Here is an 18,861-nt window from a genome sequence, read left to right on the forward strand (position 1 = left end):
CGTTTGTCGTGGAGCGATTGGAGGAAGACGGCCTCCAGATCGGAGTGGCCGCGGCGTTCCAGGAAAGAGGCAGACCTCAGTCACCACAGGTATGGGTGCCAGGAGCGACTGCCGGCACCGATGACCTCGGTCAGCCAGGTCCGGCACCGTCTCATGCGGAGCGCGAACGGCGGCCTGGTCAAGGATCGGGAGTGGACCGCGTCATCGATCGACGGGGTTGCGGCAGCGGCACCCTGACCGACCTTCCGCTGATACAGGGGCCGGCGGCATTGCCGGGCACCTACTGATCCGCCACCGTTCGCGATCACGCCATCTAGGAGTCGCGCCTCGAACTGGCGAGGCCCCACTTCGCTGATTTCGATCCATCCGTACGTTCCTACGCTGGTGTCCACGCTCACCCGTTTGGGAACTCCGTTGCCAGCGGGGTACCACATCGCAGGCAGCCGTTCGCATGGTCGTCCTGGCAGACGTAGCCGATGGCACCTTCCACGCACCATTCGGCGGCCTCCTCGGACAGCAGGTCGGGCCCGGCATGGAGCAGCCGACGAAATTCCGTGGTGTCCGCAATGTCGGCCGGGCGGCTGGTGAACCACTCGTCGAACCAAGGCTCGTCCCGGTGCATGCGCCAGTGCACATTCTCCCGGTCGTCGACAGCCGTAAGGAACCGATCGACGATGCGCCCCCAACTCGGTGCTCCGAACCAGCCGTTGTCGAACGCGCAGAGGGACTCGATCATGGTTCGCAGGCCGAACTCCTTCTCGTGGAGGCGGTACCTTCGCCCCCATGAGATCGCGCCCTGCGCCATCTCCGCGAGCTCTCCTCGCGGATCAACCTCATATGCCGGGTCGTCAGGGTTGTGGCAGGCCAGCCCGAGCTCGAGCACGGACTGCCCGGTCGGTAGAACCCGAGACGGGTTGACGATCGCCAGACCGGCAGCGATCCAGTCGACATGCTCGAACGACAGCATCGAGCGCACGATCCGGGTGGTTGCCGCGTTGATCCGCATCATCGTGCCGTCGCGCAGCGGACTCTCCCCGGCATGCCAGTTCTCGACGGGCGAGTTGCGCCACACGGCGAGCGTGATGCGGGTGGCGGCGAGCCAGAGCAGTGCGTCGTCGTCAAGGTGTCCGTACCGGTCGGCGCACTCCTGGGCGCCGTAGCGGATCAACTCTCGCGGGTTCGGCAGCGTGTAGCTGTCAGACCCCTCAGGCTCAGGCACATACTCGTAGTCGCCGGCGTACTCATCGAGTCTCGCTCAACTCGGCTGCGCTGTGGACCTCGTTGTACTCGGAGCCGTCCGGCCCCTCGACGGTGTACATGTCGTGGCCCCATGACACATACACGTCGTCCCAGAGCACGACGTCGTCGCACTCTGTGGCGTTATCCGTCACAACCGGCCTGATGGTGATCGGCGCAGTACGCCCGTCGGTTCGCTCGCCGTCCTTCTTGGCGGCCCATTCGGTGATGGCCCCGAGCGGCTTCGGAAGGAGAGGGCCGACCTCGGTGATGCTGAACGGCTCGTCGTCGTCATCGGTGTCGAACCGGCTGTTGACGAACGCGACCGCCTCGGACGGCGTGCTGACGATGGACTGAGTACCACTCTCGTTGTCGACCACTCGCCACAACGCGCTGTTCTTCACGATGCTCTCCGATCGCGGTGAGTGCACCCGGGGCGGGTACGATGCGCCGGGTCGCTCGGCGCTGACTCCAATTATGAGCTGATCAACCCATCCGTAGTCCCGCAGGTGCTTGGCGGCGACGACGCTCGGGACGTTCGTGAGCAATCTGCTCTTCGCGGCCGCGCCGGCGTGGCCGAGATCATGCAAAGTGCAACAGCGTTTCCCCGCAACCTGTGCTGCACGCCAACAGGAACTGTTGGGCCTCAGCTTGACTCTGTCGGGGGTCTTGGTGATCCCCGGCGGGGCAGCATGATCAACGGACACGCTCGGTTCTGTTCAAGAACCGATGCAGTCGTCGAGATGCCCGCTGTCGCTTCACGCCCGTTACGCGCTGGCCATGGAGCTGGACGATCCCGGCTTCCACCACAGTGTGCTGGCCGACTTACGCGGACGCCTCGACCGAAGAAGCACCTCCGTCCCGGCCGCCGACTGCCTTCTAGAACTTCCTGGACCAGCGCGGGATCCCTCGGCCGAGGTCTTTGTGGTCCGCCAGAGGCTGAGCAGACCACAACAAGATCACCGACAGAGTCAAGCTCAAGGCTGGCCGGCTTGGGCGGATCGGGCCCGGAGCAGCAGCCCTCGGACGATCTGGCGCCACCGGCCGGAGTCCTCGCTGTAGGAGTGGTCGTCGGCGTCGGGGTCCCACTTCTCGAGTTCCAGGAGCTGTTCCACCAACTGTCCGAGACGGCCGGGGGCGTATCCGCCGCGGCCGGGGTCCAGTTGCTGTGCGATGTCGTGGAGCCGGTGGGCGGCGCGGTAGTGGGCGAGCTGGGTGTCCGTCAGGCGGCGGATCGCGTAGCCCCCGCATTTGCTGCACCAGTCGAACTTCGTGTCGCCGAGCAGGTCCGCGACGGTGAGCAGGTCGTCGTCTGCGGTGACACCGCGTTCGCGGACGTGGGAGCAGAACGGCGAGTGCCCCTTGCCCTGGTAGCGGGGGTCGGCGTTGACCGCGTAGACCTGGACCTGAGCGAAAACCCCCAGCGGGATGCCGCTCCCGCTGCGCTTCCAGGTGCCGGTGTCGGGTGCTTCGAACGGTTCGAGGTCCAAGTCCTGGCCGTGGGCGAGGAGTCCCTGCCACACCGCGCGAGGAAGGCTGCGCGAGCGCCCGGCCCGGTCGTAGCCGGAATACAGAGTGCGCAGGTCGGGCACGCCGCGGGCCATCGCGAGCAGCCGCAGGTTGAACTCCCGTACCCAGGGCCGGTCCATGGAGACCAGCCAGGCGGCGCGCTCGGCACCGGCTTCGAGACCGAGCCGTTCGCCGAACAGCAGGTCGTCGGGTTCACGCATCCGCTCCCGCCACACGGCGGACGGCTCCTCCGGGCGCTGGCCGATCGCCTCGGACCAGGGCTCGATCAGTGCCGCGGGCAGGTCGGCGGAGCCGGCGAGCAGGACACCTCGCCAGCCGCGGGCCGCCCGCCGCTCCAATTCCTTGAAGGGCACCACCTCCGTCCCGGCGTCGGTGGAGAACACGGTGTACAGCTGGTCCTCGGCGCGCGGCGCGGTGCCGAGCAGCCGCAGGTGCTCCGCGGTGAGGGGGCGGCGCTGGTGCACGGGCGTGTCGTCGAAGACCCCCGGCCCCAGGGGACCCGCTTCGTCGGCAGCCGTCGGGGCGCCGGGAGGCTCGGGCTCGCACCGCACGAACGCGGTGCGAGCCAGGAGTTGGTCGACGACCAGCTGAGGTGCGCGGAAAGTGAGCCTGCGCCGGCCCCAGTCAGCGCTGGTCAGGTAGGTGAGCAGGACGCCGATCGTCCAGTGGTTGAGGCCGCCCAGCAGCGTCCGCTCACGCTGCTGCGAGTAGGGCTCCTCACCCCGGGGTTCCTGCAAGTGTGCGGTCAGCGTCACCATCACGCCCAGGTCCGAGAGGCGGGCGACCCGGCGTGCCTCCTCCTCCCAGGAAGCCAGCAGCCGGTCGGCCGCACGGCGGGCTTCGCTGTACCCCTTGCGCCGTGAATTGATTCCCCCGATGGCGTGATACGTGACCAGGTGGTCGCCCGGGAGCTCCCACGCGTCCGCCGCTGAACCCTGCCAGCGGGACCACATCGACCGCAGTCGGCCGGCGATCTCCTTGCGGTCGCCGATGGCGCTGAACGCGTCGTTATCCGCAGGGAGTTCTGGCATCTCCAGGCTCGCGGCCGCCGCTGCTTCCACCAGTGCGGCCGCATCGACGAACAGTCCCGCTCGTTCACGCAGCGCCTGGAGGTACTCCTCCTTCAGTGCCACCTTCGGCCGCGCCCAGTCAGCGAGCCAGGGAAACCTCGCGACGACGCTCTCGGCGAGGTGAAGGCTGTCCGCGGCGTCACGCCACCTGGACAGGACCAGATCCCGGAGGCGCTCCGCGTCGTCGCGGGCATCGCTGTCCTCGTCGTAGGTCTCGTCCTCCTCGGAAGCCGGTTCGGCGCGCAGAACCTCCGCGGCGCCTTCTGCTTCCTCCTGCATCACCTCGTCGTCCGGATCCGCCTCCGTGTACTCCTGCAGTTGGGAGAGCAGCCCGCGGTAGCCGCCGAGCGCGCGCAGGAAGAGACCGACACCGCTGTCCGGACGGTCCCAGTCCCCGTGATGTGCGCAGGCGGAGCACATACGGGCGATGGTCGCGGCGTTCAGCAGCGTCTCGGAGGCCACCGCTCCGTCCGCGCGAAGCCGGGGGCATCGCAGGTGTGCGTGCAGCTTGGAGGCTCTGCCTTTCGCCGCGAAGACAGGGACGAGGTGGCCGTCGAACGGGCCGAGCGGAACGTCAGCAGTCAGCACAGAGTCGCGCACGTAACTCCCCTATCAGTCTCGACCGGTGAGCATATCCGGGAGCACGGACACCGGCCCCGCGAGCGCGTGTTCCGGGCGAACCGCACCACAACGGAGCGCGTCCGTGGTACCCCGGCACGCCCACTCCGAAGAGAAGCCAATCCAGCGCCGCGCGTCGTCCGGCTCCTGCTCCTCGTCGCCGCGAGATCGACGGGCTCGGTAGGCCGTAGAGCGGCGACCGCCTTCGACCTCCTGCTGCTCCTCAATCCCATCGGGATCGGGAGCAGCCGCTGCAGGCCGACCGGGATGAGACTCATGGACGGATCTACGCTCTGCCCGATCCGGCCTTGTGGGACCAGCCTCTGCACGAGGCTGTGCCACCGGGTAGTCGCCATGCCCTGGCGCCAACAGGGGCACCAATAAGTTACTCGAACAAAAAGGCGATAAGGAATTCCGAACGAAACTAGTACGAGCAGATTGACGGTGCGGCATGCTTGGACGATTCTGCAGGCCTGCAAGAGTTTCGAGCATGCCTGCGTCAATCAAGGGCGAGGGGTGCCTGCTTGCTTACCGGTATATCGATCCGCAACTTCCGGGCATTTCGCAGCTTCGAGCTCGGGTTCGATCCCACGGTGAACATCCTCGTGGGCGACAACGACGCCGGTAAGTCAACGATCCTGGAAGCCATCGGGCTCGCTCTGACCGGTCGACTCCGAGGCAGGGTCTTCTCGCAGGAACTGTCGCCCTTCCTGTTCCACCAGGGGGCAGTGAAGGATTACCTCCACGCGCTCCGGAACGGCGCCGTCGATGCCCGGCCACCGGAGATCATCATCGACCTCTTCCTCGCGGACACACCCGAGTCCGCAGCGCTCCGAGGCACGAACAACCTGCGCAAGGCCGACCATGCCGGGGTCCGCATCCGGGCCTACCTGAACCCCGACTTCGCCCCGGAGTACGAGGAGTTCATCAAGGACCCCAGCCAGGTGCAGCTGATTCCCACCGAGTACTACCGGGTGGACTGGCTGGGGTTCTCAGGAAACGGCATCACCTTCCGCAGCGTGCCGGCCACCGCGTCCTTGATCGATGCTTCGAACATCCAACTCCAGAGCGGCGTCGACTACTACCTCAACCGCATCATCAGCCAGAACCTGGAAGCCGGTCAGCGGGTCGGCCTCACCCGGGCGTACCGCAACCTGCAGCAGGAGTTCACCAACGACGACGCGATCCGCAAGATCAACGAGGAGCTGCGGGGCGCTCCGCGGGAGGTCAGCGATCGGGAGCTGACTCTCGGCATCGACCTGTCGCACAGGGCGAGTTGGGAGAACAGCCTGGTCCCGCACCTGGACGAATTGCCGTTCCAGTACGTGGGCAAGGGCGAGCAGAGCACACTGAAGATCCTGCTCGCACTCAACAAGCAGGTCACTGACGCCCACATCCTGCTCGTCGAGGAGCCGGAGAACCACTTGTCCTTCCCGAACCTCGGCAGGCTGGTGAAGAAGATCGGCGACAAGTGTGCCGGCAAGCAGGTCTTCATCACGACCCACAGCTCGTTCGTCCTGAACAAGCTCGGCCTGGACAACCTGGTCCTGCTGACGGCCGACGGCGGGTTCCGGCTCGACCAGCTGCCCTCCGACACCCGGGACTACTTCAGGAAGCTCTCCGGCTACGACACCCTGCGCGTGGTCCTCGCCCGCCGGTCGATCCTGGTGGAGGGGCCCTCCGACGAATTGGTGGTCCAGCGCGCCTACCTGGACCGGCACGGCTGCCTTCCGATCGAGGACGGCGTCGACGTCATCAACATCCGCGGCCTGTCGTTCAAGCGGTTCCTGGACATCGCCGCACTCCTCCCCGGGAACCAGGTGGCGGTGGTGACCGACAATGACGGCAAGAACGCGGCCGTCGTGCGGGGGAAGTACGCCGCGTACACGAGCAAGCCGAACATCAAGGTCTGTGTCGGCGAGGACGAGGCTTTCAAGACGTTGGAACCACAGCTCCTCAAGGCCAACAATCTCGTCCTGCTGAACCGGGTCCTCGGGACGGCCTTCAGCAGCTCACAGGACCTGCTGGACTACATGAAGAACAAGAAGACGACGGTGGCCCTGGCCGTCTTCGACGGCGAGACCATCACCATGCCGGAGTACATCCGTGACGCCGTCGCCTGACAACCTCGCGGTGATCGCGGCCGCCGGATCCCGCAAGACCCAGCAGATCGTGGACAGCATCCTGGCGGACCGGACGAAACGCGTCCTGGTGACGACGTACACCACCGAGAACCTGGGCCAGATCACCGAGCGACTCAGCACCGCGGCAGGCACTCTACCCGTCCACGTCACCGCGATGGGCTGGTTCACCTTCCTACTCAACGAGTGCGCCCGGCCCTACCAGGCAGCCGTCCTCGACGAAGTGGGACTGATCCGCGGACTGGACTTCGTGGCAGCCCGACCCCGGTACGCACCGCGAACCAAACCGCGGCAGTTCTACATGGACCGCCACCACGACATGTTCCGTGACGGCCTCTCGGACTTCGCCGTCCGAGCGAACACCGCCACCCGTGGCAAGGTCGTCGCACGCCTCGCGGCCATGTTCGACCACATCTACATCGACGAGGTCCAAGACCTTGTCGGCCACGACCTCGAACTACTGGACCTGCTGTTCCGGTCGCCGATCGGCATCACCCTGGTCGGCGACCCCCGGCAGTTCACCTACGCGACCAACAACTCGGCCAAGAACAAGGCGTACAAGGGCGGCGGCATAGTCGACTGGCTGAGGAAACGGGCCGACTACTGCACCCTGGAGACACGCTCCGAGAGCTACCGCTGCAACCAGCTGATCTGCGACTTCGCCGACGGCCTGTTCCCCGAGCTCGAACCGACGGTCTCAAAGAACACCGAGACCACCGGCCACGACGGGGTCTTCGAGATCAAGCCCCACGAAGTACACGAGTATGCCCGCCGGTACTCACCGACGGTGCTGCGCTACGACAAGCGCGCCGACACGCTCGGGCTGGCCGCGATGAACATCGGGTTGTCGAAGGGAAGCACCTTCGAACGCATCCTGCTCTTCCCCACCAAGCCCATGATCAAATACTTGCGGACTCGCAACCCTGCTGAAGCCGGCAGCCGCGAGAAGCTGTACGTGGCGGTCACCCGGGCGAAACATAGTGTCGCCTTCGTGGTGCCCTGGCTGTAGGGCCAGGCAACCGGCATTGTCGCGCCCTGCGTCTCCGCAGCACCTTCGAGCGCGCCTCACCCGCCCCCACATGGAGGTGGCCGGCGAACTCGCCGCCGTCGGCTACCCGGCTGAGCGGGCCTCCAAGGAGATCCCGTCGCGCTCAGGACCGCGACCATCAGCCCGGTTCCGCCTTCATGATCCGAGAAGTTAACACGCCTACAAACGGTATCGGGCCTGGGAGCGGCGCCCGCCGCGCGGGCCTCCGCCTCGACAGGCCCGCGCGGTTCCGAAAAGCAGGGGCTCGGATCAGGCAGGTCCGCTGCACCGCCGGCAGTCCCGTTCCGGGAGCACACGTAGGGCGAGGACGGATCCGTCCGGGTGGATGGAGACGGGGCCGTCCCAGTCGTCGTCCCAGGTGGCGGTAGGCCACGAGGCTCGGCGGGCGTGGGCCTCCTCGCGGTAGTGGGTGAGACGGCGCTCGACGAGGTGCTCGAAGAGGTCCTCGGCCACGCCCGAGAAGGCCTCCACCCGGGTGCGGTTGAGGCGCAGGACGTGATCGGTGCCGACGAACGGGATACCGAGGAGTTCGTGGTCCGCGTCCTGGACGCTTCCGATCGCGGCGTGCGAGATGCCCTCGTGCCGCTTGCGGCCCTGCCGGCCGGTCAGGTAGGGGACGGTTGCTTCCGCGTCGCCAGCGAAGGCCGTCAGGCCCGCCGCGCCGGTGCGGGCGAGGGCGTGCTGGAACCAGGCGAACTGGTCCGCTTCGATGTGGAAGCCCGGGACGGGTTCAGGGGTCTGGCCGTCCTGTGCGGGCGGCAGGATCCCGGGGAAGATGTTGTCCTGGTCAAGCTCCAGGTCCAGATCGCGGGCTTTGCCGGCCGGGTGGGTGAGTGTGCCGCCGTTGCCGCGCGCGTGCAGCAGGTGGACGGTCAGCGGCCCGTCGACGGGAAGTTCGGTGCTGAAGATCAGGGCCGGGGTGTCCGTCCATCCGCCGATGTGCACGGCTTCGGCGTGGACTGCGGCCGAGGCGAGTTGGGTGTGGGAGGCGGAGGCGCCGCTGTGGTTGCCCTTGCAGGCGATCGGAAAGACCCGCGAAGGCCGGCCCGGCTTCCACACCTCCGCGAGGTACTGGGGGCGGTAGCGGTAGCCGACGGAGACGCCGCTGTCCCGGCCGGTCACGGCGAAGCCGGCTCGCAGGGCGGCGTCTGCGGGGACGATCGACACGCTGTGGTCCGGATAGCGCCTGGCCAGCACGTGCTTGGCCACGACCAGCGCGAACCCGACGCCGAGTTCGTCGGACTGCAGTGCCTTGTAGTAGTCCGCCGTGTCGCGGCCCTCGGCCGACAGTGCCATGAAGGTTCCGAGGGTCCCCTCCAGCGCCTGGCTGTACTTGAGGCAGCCCCAGTGCTCCGCGAGCCCCCGCCCGGCACCGCGCCGCGCGAGTGCGGTCGCGCGCCCGAGGGTGTGCAGCACGTCCCAGGGCGTCAGCTGGACACTACCGAGTTCCCTGGCCGGAACGGCTCCCAGGCCCGGCTTGCGCCGCAGCGCGTCGAGTTCGTGCTGCTCCCGTTCCTCATCGTCCTTCGTGGCGACGGCTTCGACCTCGCCCAGCAGCTTGTCGCTGGAGTGGACCGCGACGTTCGACGGCTGAGCGAGCTGCTGAAGCACCTCGCGCACGTTCTTCGGCTCGTTGCCCTCCATGGCGTTCCCCCAACTCTCCAGTCCCACAGCGCAGATGCCGCACCTTAAGCCGCACGTTCGGGGCGCGTGCCAGGGGCGTACGCGAGCACTGCTGAATTCGCCGGCGTCAGCTTCGTGCTGCCACTGATGTGCGTCGGCAGGTGTAGCCGGGGATCTCCCACCTACCTTCGGGCAACGCACGGCCGACCGGGTCGCCACCCACGATGTCCTACCCGATGAGCAGGGCCGTCCGGAGCCCGGGTTCGCGGAGGTGGGTGAGGAGTTGGGGGTCGTCGTCGAAGAGGATCTCGGCTGCGGGGTCGAGGGCCTGGTGCAGCATGGCCTGGACGACGTCGGCCATCGGCTGTTCGTTGACGACCGCGGCCCAGCGGGCGGCGTCGTCGTGGTCGCCCTTGGCGGTGGCGTCGGCCCACTGGGCGACGCAGGCCTTGGTGACGTGGAATGCGTTCACCCGGCCCTTGGCCAGCAGGCCGCGGTTGAGGTCGAACAGCTTGACGGTGGCCTCGCCCCTGGGGGTGAGCGGGTGGTACTGGCCGACCGCCAGGACCAGGCGCAGGTGCGGTGTCGGGTCCTCGGCCGTGGGGTCGATGAGCAGCAGCTTCCCGCCGTCGTCGAGGGGGAAGGCGGCGCCCTTCAGATGGCTGTTGCACAGCGAGCAGGCGAGGACGTGGTTGGTCCAGTCGAAGGCGCGCATCGGGTGCCGGTCGATCGGCTCGAAGTGGTCGATGTCGGTGCCCTGGTTGTCCCCGCAGTACATGCACCGCTCTCGTCCGGCCGCCATGTCCGCGAGGAGGTCCCGAAGCGGCGTGTGCACGTTCCGTCGCACCGTGGTGTGCTTCCAGAGCTCTCGCGCCCGCGTCGCGGGTTTCTCGGCGAGCTCGATCTCGCAGGTACATTCGGCCATGCGGGAGCGCGGCGGCTCCGTCAGGGGGAGCCGGTGGATCCGGATCACGCGACGTGCCCGGTCAGGGCGTGCAGGTGGGCGGCGACCTCGTCGACACGGGCGGACGGCGAGCTGGTCAGGGTGCGCTTCAGCTGTCGGTAGCGTTCCCGCTCCTCCTCGCTCGCCCCGCCGGCCACGATCTTCATCTCCAGTGCGACCAGGAGTGCGCGGGCTTCGTCCGCGCGCTGCGAGTACGGGGTGTCGAGGCCGAAGAGCTCGGACAGCACCGCGTCGTCGCCGCTGCCGAACACCACCCGGTCGTACAGGTCCGTCCCGACGACCTCCGGGGCCTCGTCGACGTCCGGCCCGGGCAGCCGGATCAGCCCGGCGGGGTCGGCGGCCTGGCAGATGTACGGGCTGTGGGTGGTGACGAGGAACTGCACCAGCGGGAAGTGCTGCTTGAGCCAGCCCCCGATGCGCTTCTGCCAGGACACGTGCAGGTGCGCGTCGATCTCGTCGATGATCACGACATCGGGGACGGTCACGACGGGATGGCCGCTGTCGCGATCGACGCGCAGGGCGCCGTAGGTGTCGTGGAGCTGCTTGAGGATGTCGACCACGAGCGCGGCCACTGTTCGGTATCCGTCGCTCATCTCCCGCAGGGGGAAGGAGCGGCCGCCGTGCGCGACCCACAGGCCGTCGGAGTCCACGTTCCCGATGGTGTAGTCGTCGGGCAGGAGCTCGTCACCGAGGATCTCCAGCGCGACGAGCTTCAGCTCCGCCGCCCCGGGGCGGTTCTCCAGGGACCGCAGGTGCTGCTCGATGAGCCAGCTGACACCCTCGGCCAGCGAGGCGTCCTCGTGGAAGAGGCTGGTCAGCCGGGCCACGGCACCCGCCCCGGCCATGCGCCGCTGGACCTCCCCCGAACCACCGACGAGCCGGCGGAACGGACCGTAGCCCGCGCAGAACCAGCCCACCGGGTTGTCCGCCCACGGCCCTCGCTGGGCAGCGGTCGGCGCCTTCCTGTACTCCACCGTGCTCAGGGCAGGCTGGGCATGCCGACCGGTGGCGACGGCGGCGTCCGGCGCGGTCCACTGCAGGCCCGCCCAGAACACGTCGGCCGGACGCTTGCCCGTGGTGAATCTGTCCTCCGCCGCATCAGGCTGCAGGCAGACCTCCGCGAACGCCTCCGACCTCTCGTCGCTGATCCACGAGTCGAAGCCGGTCACCAGCCCGCGCGCCGCGCTCGGACCGCTGACCGCCAGCGCGACGGCGCGCAGCAGGGTCGACTTCCCGAGCCGTTGCAGCCGGCCAGCACCGTCCATCCGGCATAGGAGCCGTCGGGCCGGGTCAGGTCGAGGTCCACCTCACGGGCGCCGCGGAAGCCGCGTACGTTCCGCACCCGCACATTCTTGAGGTACATGCCCCGTCCTCCAGCCCGTTTCCTCCGTTGCACGTCCCGGTCCTGGGCCGCTGCGTCGACTCTATCCGTGCGGGCGTCTTCCTTGTCGGTGTCGGCTGTCAGGTGTGCCGCCCCGGCCCGTGATCGATGTCGAGGACCTGGTAGAGGTGCTGGCCGGCGCCCCAGCGGGCGAGGCGTTCACGGTCGACGAGGTGGAGGCGCTGCTGGGTGGCGAAGGCGGCAGCGGGTTCGGTGAAGCCGTTGAGCGCCACGACGACCGGGACCGCGGCGCCGTGGACGGGTCTTGCGGTCCCGTTGAACCTCTGGACGGCCTCCGACCCCAGCGGGGCCGAGTGTCGCTTGCACTGCAGCACCACCCGTCGCCCCAGACCGTCCACGGCGACGACATCGGCACCGAGGTCCCCGGCACCGCCGACCCGTACGGCGTCGATGAACCCGTCGCGTTCCAGCAGTTCGCGGCACATCTCCTCGAACCGGGTCGGTGTGGCGGCCTGGAACGCCTCCAGGGTGTGGTCGAGGGAGCGCCGCGTGTAGGACGCGTCGGGTTCCGTCGGCCTCTCGTGGCGCACCGGCCGCTGGGCCCACTGCTCGATGCGGCCGGTGACGGACGCCGCGGCTCTGGTACGGGCGAGCGTGAATCGCGTGGCGACGCCGGTTCGGACCAGGGCCCACAGCGGTCTCAGGAATCGACGCACCGGTGGGCCGAGGGCGGTGCGTCGACGTGCCGCACGCAGGGCGACGAGCACTGCGGCGGCGGCGCCGAGTGCCGCGGTGGCGGCCAGCGGATGGCCCCACAGCCAGGCTGCGGTCTGCACGATGATGCCGAGTGCGAGGAAGCCCGTCAGGAACGCGGGACCGCTGTCGCCGTCCGGACCCGTGCTGTCCTGCCGCCGCGGGCGTTCGTCGCCGGAGGTCATACCTGTCACCGTTTCCTTCCCGTCCGACGAGAGGTTAGGGCCCAGCTGCGGTCCCGGTTCACGCTTCTGATGAATCTCCGCAATCGGGCGGCCTGTTCACGGCTTCGACGGGCCGGTGGACGACGTGCCGCCGCTGACGGGCCTACGGCGCGAACGCCCGACTCGTGCGCCCCCGGCGTACGCTGCCGGTTTTCGCCAGATGCCATCGAGGACGCCACCGCGCCGCGCCGGCCGGGCATTCGTCCAGCTGACAGACGGTTCGCGGGGGCAGGCCTTAGCTGCGGATGCTTCGTTCCTCACAGGCACCGCTGTGCCGGGCGCTTCGGCGACCTGGGCCGAGGCCGTCGGCCGGCCCTGCCGGGACGCCGGCATCGGCACGAGGCCTGTGCCCGAAACCCTTCGCGCCCTGTGATCGATTGCCGACTTTCCGTCAGTTCGTGTCGGAGGGCGCTGCTACATCAGAGGGCGGAACGGGCCGCGAAGGGCGCGGCCCGCCGACGGAAGAGGAGTTGCCCGGTGCCGGTGCCCGATGGATACCACACGGTCCGCAGCCACATCCGCCGCAACCCGCGGCCGAGCGCGAAGAAGACGAGCGGCTGGTCGATCATCGGCGTCTGCGCGCTGGTGTGGTTGTGGAGCCATTTCATCGGCTTCGGCGACACCGGCACGGTCACGCCGAACAATCCGGCCCCGACGGCCGCCTCCGCACCGGCGGCGCCGTGATGGCGCGCAGGCGACGCCGGTGGCTGCGTCGGCCCCGGGGATCCACCGAGCACATCGCGGCCGGTGTCACCGCCCTCGCGGTGGCCACCCTGCTCGCCCGAGCCACGACCGCCGGCGCCCGGGCCGCCGCCGAGCACTGGCCCGTCCTCGCCGCTCTCGCCGCCGCGGCCCTCGTCGGCATGGCAGTGCGCCGGGTGCGGCGCGGCACCGCCGATAGGGCCCGCGCGGCGCGACTGGCCGGTCTGCGGCTCAGCCTGAGCGGCATCGACGCGCTGGACGACCAGGAGTTCGAGTTCGCTTTGCGGGACCTGCTGGTCCGCGACGGCTGGACGGCGCGGAGGGTCGGCCGGCAGGGCGACCAGGCCGCCGACGTGATCGGTCAGCATCCGGCGCTGGGCCGGATCGTGCTGCAGGCGAAGCACACCACGGTCGGCGGAAAGGTCGGCTCCCCGGTGATGTACCAGGTCAAGGGCACCGCCGGCCCCGTCCACGGTGCCGACATCGCCGTCGTGGTGACCAACGGCTCCGTCACCCGTGACGCCAAGTCCTGGGGCGACAAGCACCAGGTGCGCTGGGTCGACCGCGAGAGGCTGCGTCTGTGGGCCGAGCACGGCGTCGCCCTCCATGAACTGCTGCACCTGGCGGCCCGAAGGCCCCGGCGGGGAGCAGGCCCCGTAGCCCGGCCGTTCCGACGCTGGCACCCCGAGGCACAGGAGAGGCCGCACAGTGCGCCATGACGGCACCTTCGATCCGCTGCTGAAGGCCATCGCCTGGGCGGTACTCGCCATCGCCGTCGCCAAGGTGGTCTGGCAGTGGCTGAGCACCTCCTTCTGGCGCTGGCTCAGCGTCGACGTCTGGGGCTGGATCACCGATCACCCCTGGTGGTCGGCCCTGATCGCCGCCCCGCTCGTGCTGGTTCCCGCCCTGCTCGCGGCCCGCTTCCTCGCCCCGCGCAGGTACGTACGGTACCTGGACGACGACTTCGACGACGAGGCCCCGGCCGTCCTGACGTACGGGATGCAATATCTGGACGCGCTGGAGGCCACGGAGTTCGAGCGGGCATGCGCCGCCCTGCTCGTCCGCGACGGCTTCACCGGAGTCCAGCACTCGGGCCGCGCCGGCGACCTCGGCGCGGACGTCATCGCCTGGGACCACCTCGGCCGCAAGGTGGTCGTGCAGTGCAAGCACTACGCCAAACCCGTCGGCTCCCGGGACGTCCAGACCTTCAACGGCACCGCCCGCCCCGAACACCACGCCGACGTACCCGTCATGATCGCACTCAACGGCTTCACCCGGGACGCCCGCGCCTTCGCCGCCCGCCACGACCTCATCCTCGTCAACCGGCAGATCCTCCACGACTGGGCCCAGGGCACCTACCTCTACGACGCTATCGACGACGAAGCGGACCGCGCCGCCGCCTGAGCACCCGCCGGCGCCCTGTCGGCGAGGAGACATGCCCTCGCCCCCCGCTGAAGCCGCGCAAGCCGAGGCTGAGCACATCATCACGGGCACGGGACGACCCAGTACGGCGGATCAGCCGGCACCCGGACGACCGGTCGTTGGATCACCGTGTAGTCGACTTTGCCGTATGGCGCCGGGTCGGTTAGGGCAAGGTGGTAGTGGCACACGAGCTATGAGCACGAGGAGGGCCAGTGGCGGGAGGGGCGGCGCGTCCGAGGCGGCAGCCGGACTATGCGGCGCAGGCACGGCGGGCCGAGGCCGAGCAGCGCAGGCTCCAGCAGCAGGCGGAGCGTGAGCGGAAGGCCGCGGAGACCCGTGCCAAGCAGGCTGAGCGGGAGCAGCGTGCCGCCTACGCAGTGGCGCGGGCGCAGGAGGCGGTGGACCTGACGAGCGTGGCGGAGGACGATGCCGAGAAGCTGCGAACGCTTCTCGCCCGGTCGGTCCAGCAGGCGGCTCCATTGTCGTTCAGCGCGCTTCGCCAGCAGTTCACGCCTGCTGTGTTCGTGGCCGGCAGGTTGGACCGTGCGGCGCCGGCACCGCGGTGGGAGGACTTCGAACCGCCCGCTCGGCGTGGCCTGCTGGCCTCGCTGGGTTTCGCCAGCACGCGTCACGAGGCAGCGGTCGAGGAGGCCCGGCGGCGTTTCGAGGAAGCGCTGAGCGAGCACGCCCGAGGAGACGAGAAGCGGGTAGCCAAGCTCGCGGAGCGCCGGGCCGCGCACGACTCGAAGGTCCGAGAAGCCGCCGATCGGGTCCACGCGTTCAACGCCGCCCTGGCCGAGCGGGAAGCGGCGTACGGGGCCGGAGACGTCGAGGCCGTGGAATGGTTCGTCGACCAGGTGCTGGCCGCGTCTGTCTATCCCCACGACTTCCCGAAGCGGCACCAGGTGTCCTACCAGGCCGACACCGGTGATCTCCTGGTGCAGTTGGACCTGCCGCTGGAGGACGTGGTGCCGCCGGCCCGCGCCTTCAAGTACGTGAAGACGCGGGACGAGATCGTTCCTGTGCCGCGGCCCGAGAAGGAGCGTAAGGAGCTGTACGCATCGGTGCTCGCCCAGAGCGCGCTTCGCACTCTTCACGAGGTCTTCGCCTCCGACCCGGACCGGGTCATCCGGTCCATCGCCCTCAACTGCCATGTCGACACCATCGACCGCGCCACGGGACGCGGTGTCCATCCGTGCCTGATCACCCTGCAGGCGAGCAGGGAGAAGTTCGAGGCCCTCGTTCTGACCAAGGTGGAACCCCGACTGTGTCTCCAGCGGCTCCGGGCGCTCGTCTCCCCGAACCCCTACGAGCTGGAACCGGTGCGCCCGCTGGTGACGTTCGACCTGTCGAAGTTCAGGCTGATGGACAGCATGGACGTGGTTTCCGGCCTTGACAGCCGACCGGTACTGATCGACCTTTCGCCTCTCGAGTTCGAGCACCTGGTCCGCCAGCTCTTCGAAGCCATCGGCATGGAAGGGTGGAACACGCAGCCGTCCAAGGACGAGGGGGTCGACGCCGTCGTGATGAACACCGACCCGGTGATGAAGGGGCTGTGCGTCATCCAGGCGAAGCGCAGCCGCAACGTGGTGCCCTTCGAGACCGTCTCAGCCCTGGCGGGCGTCGTCGAGCACAAGCGGGCGGCGAAGGGCATCCTGGTCACCACCTCGTGGTTCGGCAGAGCCAGCCAGGCATTCGCCCAGGACCACGGCCGACTCGAGCTCCTCGACGGAGCCAACCTGGTCCACCTCTTCAAGGAGCATCTGAATCTCGAAGTCATCCCCGGTCCGGTTCCCCCCAAGCGTCGTTCCTAGAAGCGCTGTTCGCTCCACTCCAGGCGGGCGCTCGGCGGGGCGGGAGTTCGCGGGTTGACTCGCGCGCAGCCGGGACGAGGATGTATTCGATCACGCCCGGACAGCGCCTGTGCCGTAGGTGCGGCTGTATGCGGCGTCACCTCCGGCCAGGAACCGAAGTCCGGCTCCTCAGGGGTGACCTCGCTGCCGACGCCGCCGGCGTGGAGCCTGCCGGGACGTCCAGCAGCTGCGCACAGGCCGTCTGCCAGCTCCATGGTCCGGCCATGGTCCTGCCCAACACCGCGCCGGAGGCGCCCAGGAGTTGTCCTCCACGGGGCCGATGCGCCGCTCTCGGAGTCGTTCGCCCCCAGATTGTCCGACCGATGGAGCAGGATGGGCTCTGACGAGTCACCTGGGAGAGGGAAGCAAGGAATGGCCACCGACGAAACCCGGCTGCCTGTGGAGTTCCTGACCTCTGTCGCGGCCGGTGCCGATTTCGGGTCTGCGGCGGCCCAGATGGCAGCCGAACAGGCCCGTGGCGTGGCCGACAGCCAGCAGGGCGGGCCGCTCCTCGCGGCGCTGCTTGCCAGGCCCTACCGGGATTCGGCACCCGCCTGGCTGCTGGAGGCCGCGGTGGCGAACGGGCTGCGGCAGAGCGAGAGCGAGTACGAGTACCTCACCGGGTCAACGTCGCTGGTGGTCCTCGCGCTCATCCACCCCGACTGCGATCCGGCTCTGCGGGCCGACGCGTTGCGCCGCTGCTCCGACCGCCGGCTCGGCTCCCTCGGCATCGCCGACCGGCCGGCCGACCTCTGCGCGGCCGTCGCCGACGAACTGCGCAGGCGGGTACCGCAACCAGCGCACATGACGCCCGAACTGCTCAAGGAGCCAACGCCCGCACAGGTGGTTCTGCGTACGGGACGCCTCCACGACACCGTGTTCGAAGCCGCCGTCGCCCTCCTGCCCGACGGCCTCGACCGCACGCGTCTGGAGGACGAGGATTCCGGCGCCTGGTCAGACCGGATCAGGGCAGCGGTCGACGCGTGGGGCCGCATGTGGTCGGCCGTACTCGAACGGCACTCCGACCGGCACTCCCAGCTCATCGACAGGACCGCCGGCACCACGGCGAACCGGGTCATCCGCAACCAACTGCTCGGCAGCGTGCCGTGGACGGTCGAGCCGAAACTCCTCAGGCAGATCGCACTGGATGACCTCTCCAGGTTCGACACCGCCATGCTCACGACCCGGATCTGCGGCTTCCTCCAGGACGGTTCCTCGAAGGAGGAGGCCCGGCAACGCTTCGCCGCCGAGCTCTCCGCCCTGGACGAGATTGATCGAAGGGACATCGAGTTCCTGTACCTACGGGACGACGGCTTCGACACCACCTGGGGCATCGATTCCGCCGTCTCCTGGGTGAGCCACGCGGCCGACGGACAGTGGCGCCTCGTCCTGAACCCCGCCGAGGCCAAACCCGCCTACGGCGATCCCCACACCTGGCGAAGCCATTCGGATGAACTCGCCGACTTGGGGCGGCGCTTCGCCGAAACGGCCGTGCAGGCCCTCCGGACCTGGAAGCCGAAGGACCTCTACGGAATCAGCACAGCTTCCGACCTACGCTGGATCCGCGACATGCTGGTCCACCTGCCCGAGCTCACACCGGCCGTCGAAGCCACCGTTCGACTGGTGATCCGCGACGCCCGCCGCGGCCGGTCCGGTCCCCAGTCGTACGACTACAAGTCCCAGCAGGACCGGCGGCAGTTCGACGAACTCTTGGACGCGATCACGCGGATCGTCGCCGACCCCGCCCCTCAGCCGCCCGCGACCCGTCGCACGGCCCTCGGCAACCCCGAAGAAGTGACGGTCCGGAGCCTGTCCACCGTCACCGCGGAGGTGCTCAACGCGTACCTGGACCGGCACACCGGTCACGACGCACTCGTGGAGAAGGCACTGCTGTCCTTCGCCTGGCACGGCCACCGCAGTGATCCGCCATTCGCCTCGGTCCTCGCCCGCCACTCCGATCCACACCACAGCGTCCATAGGCTCACCCGTGAGCTTCGCCGCAGGCTTGGCGGCGGCCCCAGCAACCGCGAAGCGTGGGCCCGGGAGATCCTCGCCCTACCCGACTGCCCCAGCGAGACCATCCTCGCCCTGCCCGCATGGACAGCTCTCAAAGCACGCGGACACCACTACAACAGCACGCACCCCACCGTGATCACCCTGGTGGAATCAGCGCTCGGCGACGCCCCCCAGGCCTGGCAGCGATTCGCCGACAGCCCGATCAGCAACTCCGGCCCCAACGCCTGAGCGTGTCAGAAAGTTCGTGTAAGCCCGTGATCTGGGAGGCTGGCCGGGGCCCGGCTGAGGGCTCTGGCCGGCCGGAACGGACAGGACATGG

12 protein-coding genes and 1 pseudogene are annotated in these 18,861 nt (G+C 68.8%); 7 read left to right on the forward strand and 6 right to left on the reverse strand.

The window, feature by feature from the left end; translation table 11 throughout:
• Positions 1-394: 394 nt before the first annotated feature.
• Positions 395-1,616, reverse strand: a pseudogene (locus ABT263_RS20560) (hypothetical protein).
• Positions 1,617-2,213: 597 nt separating this feature from the next.
• Complete coding sequence (locus ABT263_RS20565) at positions 2,214-4,298, reverse strand: hypothetical protein (RefSeq protein ID WP_352291924.1); 2,085 nt, start codon at positions 4,296-4,298, stop codon at positions 2,214-2,216.
• 680 nt (positions 4,299-4,978) lie between these two features.
• Here ABT263_RS20565 and ABT263_RS20570 point away from each other — a divergent pair.
• Positions 4,979-6,577 (forward strand): ATP-dependent nuclease, encoded by a 1,599-nt coding sequence (locus tag ABT263_RS20570; protein ID WP_352291926.1) that lies wholly within the window; start codon positions 4,979-4,981, stop codon positions 6,575-6,577.
• The gene (locus ABT263_RS20575) at positions 6,561-7,604 is read left to right on the forward strand and encodes a UvrD-helicase domain-containing protein (RefSeq protein WP_352291928.1); all 1,044 of its coding nucleotides are present in this window, start codon (positions 6,561-6,563) and stop codon (positions 7,602-7,604) included. Before ABT263_RS20570 ends, ABT263_RS20575 begins: the two co-directional genes overlap by 17 nt.
• A gap of 288 nt (positions 7,605-7,892) precedes the next feature.
• On the opposite strand, the gene ABT263_RS20580 is transcribed toward ABT263_RS20575, so the two are convergent.
• The 4 genes from ABT263_RS20580 to ABT263_RS20595 all read right to left on the reverse strand — a co-directional run bounded on the left by ABT263_RS20580 (position 7,893) and on the right by ABT263_RS20595 (position 12,510).
• Positions 7,893-9,314, reverse strand: a complete 1,422-nt coding sequence (locus ABT263_RS20580; protein WP_352291930.1) for a hypothetical protein — start codon at positions 9,312-9,314, stop codon at positions 7,893-7,895.
• 181 nt (positions 9,315-9,495) lie between these two features.
• Positions 9,496-10,068, reverse strand: a complete 573-nt coding sequence (locus ABT263_RS20585; RefSeq protein ID WP_352291932.1) for an HNH endonuclease — start codon at positions 10,066-10,068, stop codon at positions 9,496-9,498.
• Between the two features lie 167 nt (positions 10,069-10,235).
• Entirely contained in the window at positions 10,236-11,495 is a 1,260-nt protein-coding gene (locus ABT263_RS20590) for an AAA family ATPase (protein ID WP_352291934.1), read from the reverse strand.
• Positions 11,496-11,691: 196 nt separating this feature from the next.
• Entirely contained in the window at positions 11,692-12,510 is an 819-nt protein-coding gene (locus ABT263_RS20595) for a restriction endonuclease (RefSeq protein ID WP_352291936.1), read from the reverse strand.
• 516 nt (positions 12,511-13,026) lie between these two features.
• On the opposite strand from ABT263_RS20595, the gene ABT263_RS20600 reads away from it, so the two are divergent.
• The 5 genes from ABT263_RS20600 (at position 13,027) to ABT263_RS20620 (ending at position 18,770) form a co-directional block, all read left to right on the forward strand.
• Positions 13,027-13,233: a hypothetical protein gene (locus tag ABT263_RS20600; RefSeq protein WP_352291938.1), complete on the forward strand. Its 207-nt coding sequence runs from the start codon at positions 13,027-13,029 to the stop codon at positions 13,231-13,233.
• Complete coding sequence (locus ABT263_RS20605; RefSeq protein ID WP_352291940.1) at positions 13,233-13,970, forward strand: restriction endonuclease; 738 nt, start codon at positions 13,233-13,235, stop codon at positions 13,968-13,970. The genes ABT263_RS20600 and ABT263_RS20605 overlap by 1 nt, the downstream gene beginning before the upstream one ends.
• Positions 13,960-14,655: a restriction endonuclease gene (locus ABT263_RS20610; protein ID WP_352291942.1), complete on the forward strand. Its 696-nt coding sequence runs from the start codon at positions 13,960-13,962 to the stop codon at positions 14,653-14,655. Before ABT263_RS20605 ends, ABT263_RS20610 begins: the two co-directional genes overlap by 11 nt.
• A gap of 230 nt (positions 14,656-14,885) precedes the next feature.
• A complete protein-coding gene (locus tag ABT263_RS20615) occupies positions 14,886-16,487 on the forward strand; it encodes a restriction endonuclease (RefSeq protein WP_352291944.1) in 1,602 nt (533 codons plus the stop codon).
• Positions 16,488-16,859: 372 nt separating this feature from the next.
• Positions 16,860-18,770, forward strand: coding sequence for a hypothetical protein (locus tag ABT263_RS20620; protein ID WP_352291946.1), 1,911 nt, complete (start codon positions 16,860-16,862; stop codon positions 18,768-18,770).
• The last annotated feature ends 91 nt before the right edge of the window (positions 18,771-18,861 follow it).

It is taken from the genome of Kitasatospora sp. NPDC001603, from assembly GCF_040298365.1.
In the GTDB taxonomy this organism is placed as follows: domain Bacteria; phylum Actinomycetota; class Actinomycetes; order Streptomycetales; family Streptomycetaceae; genus Kitasatospora.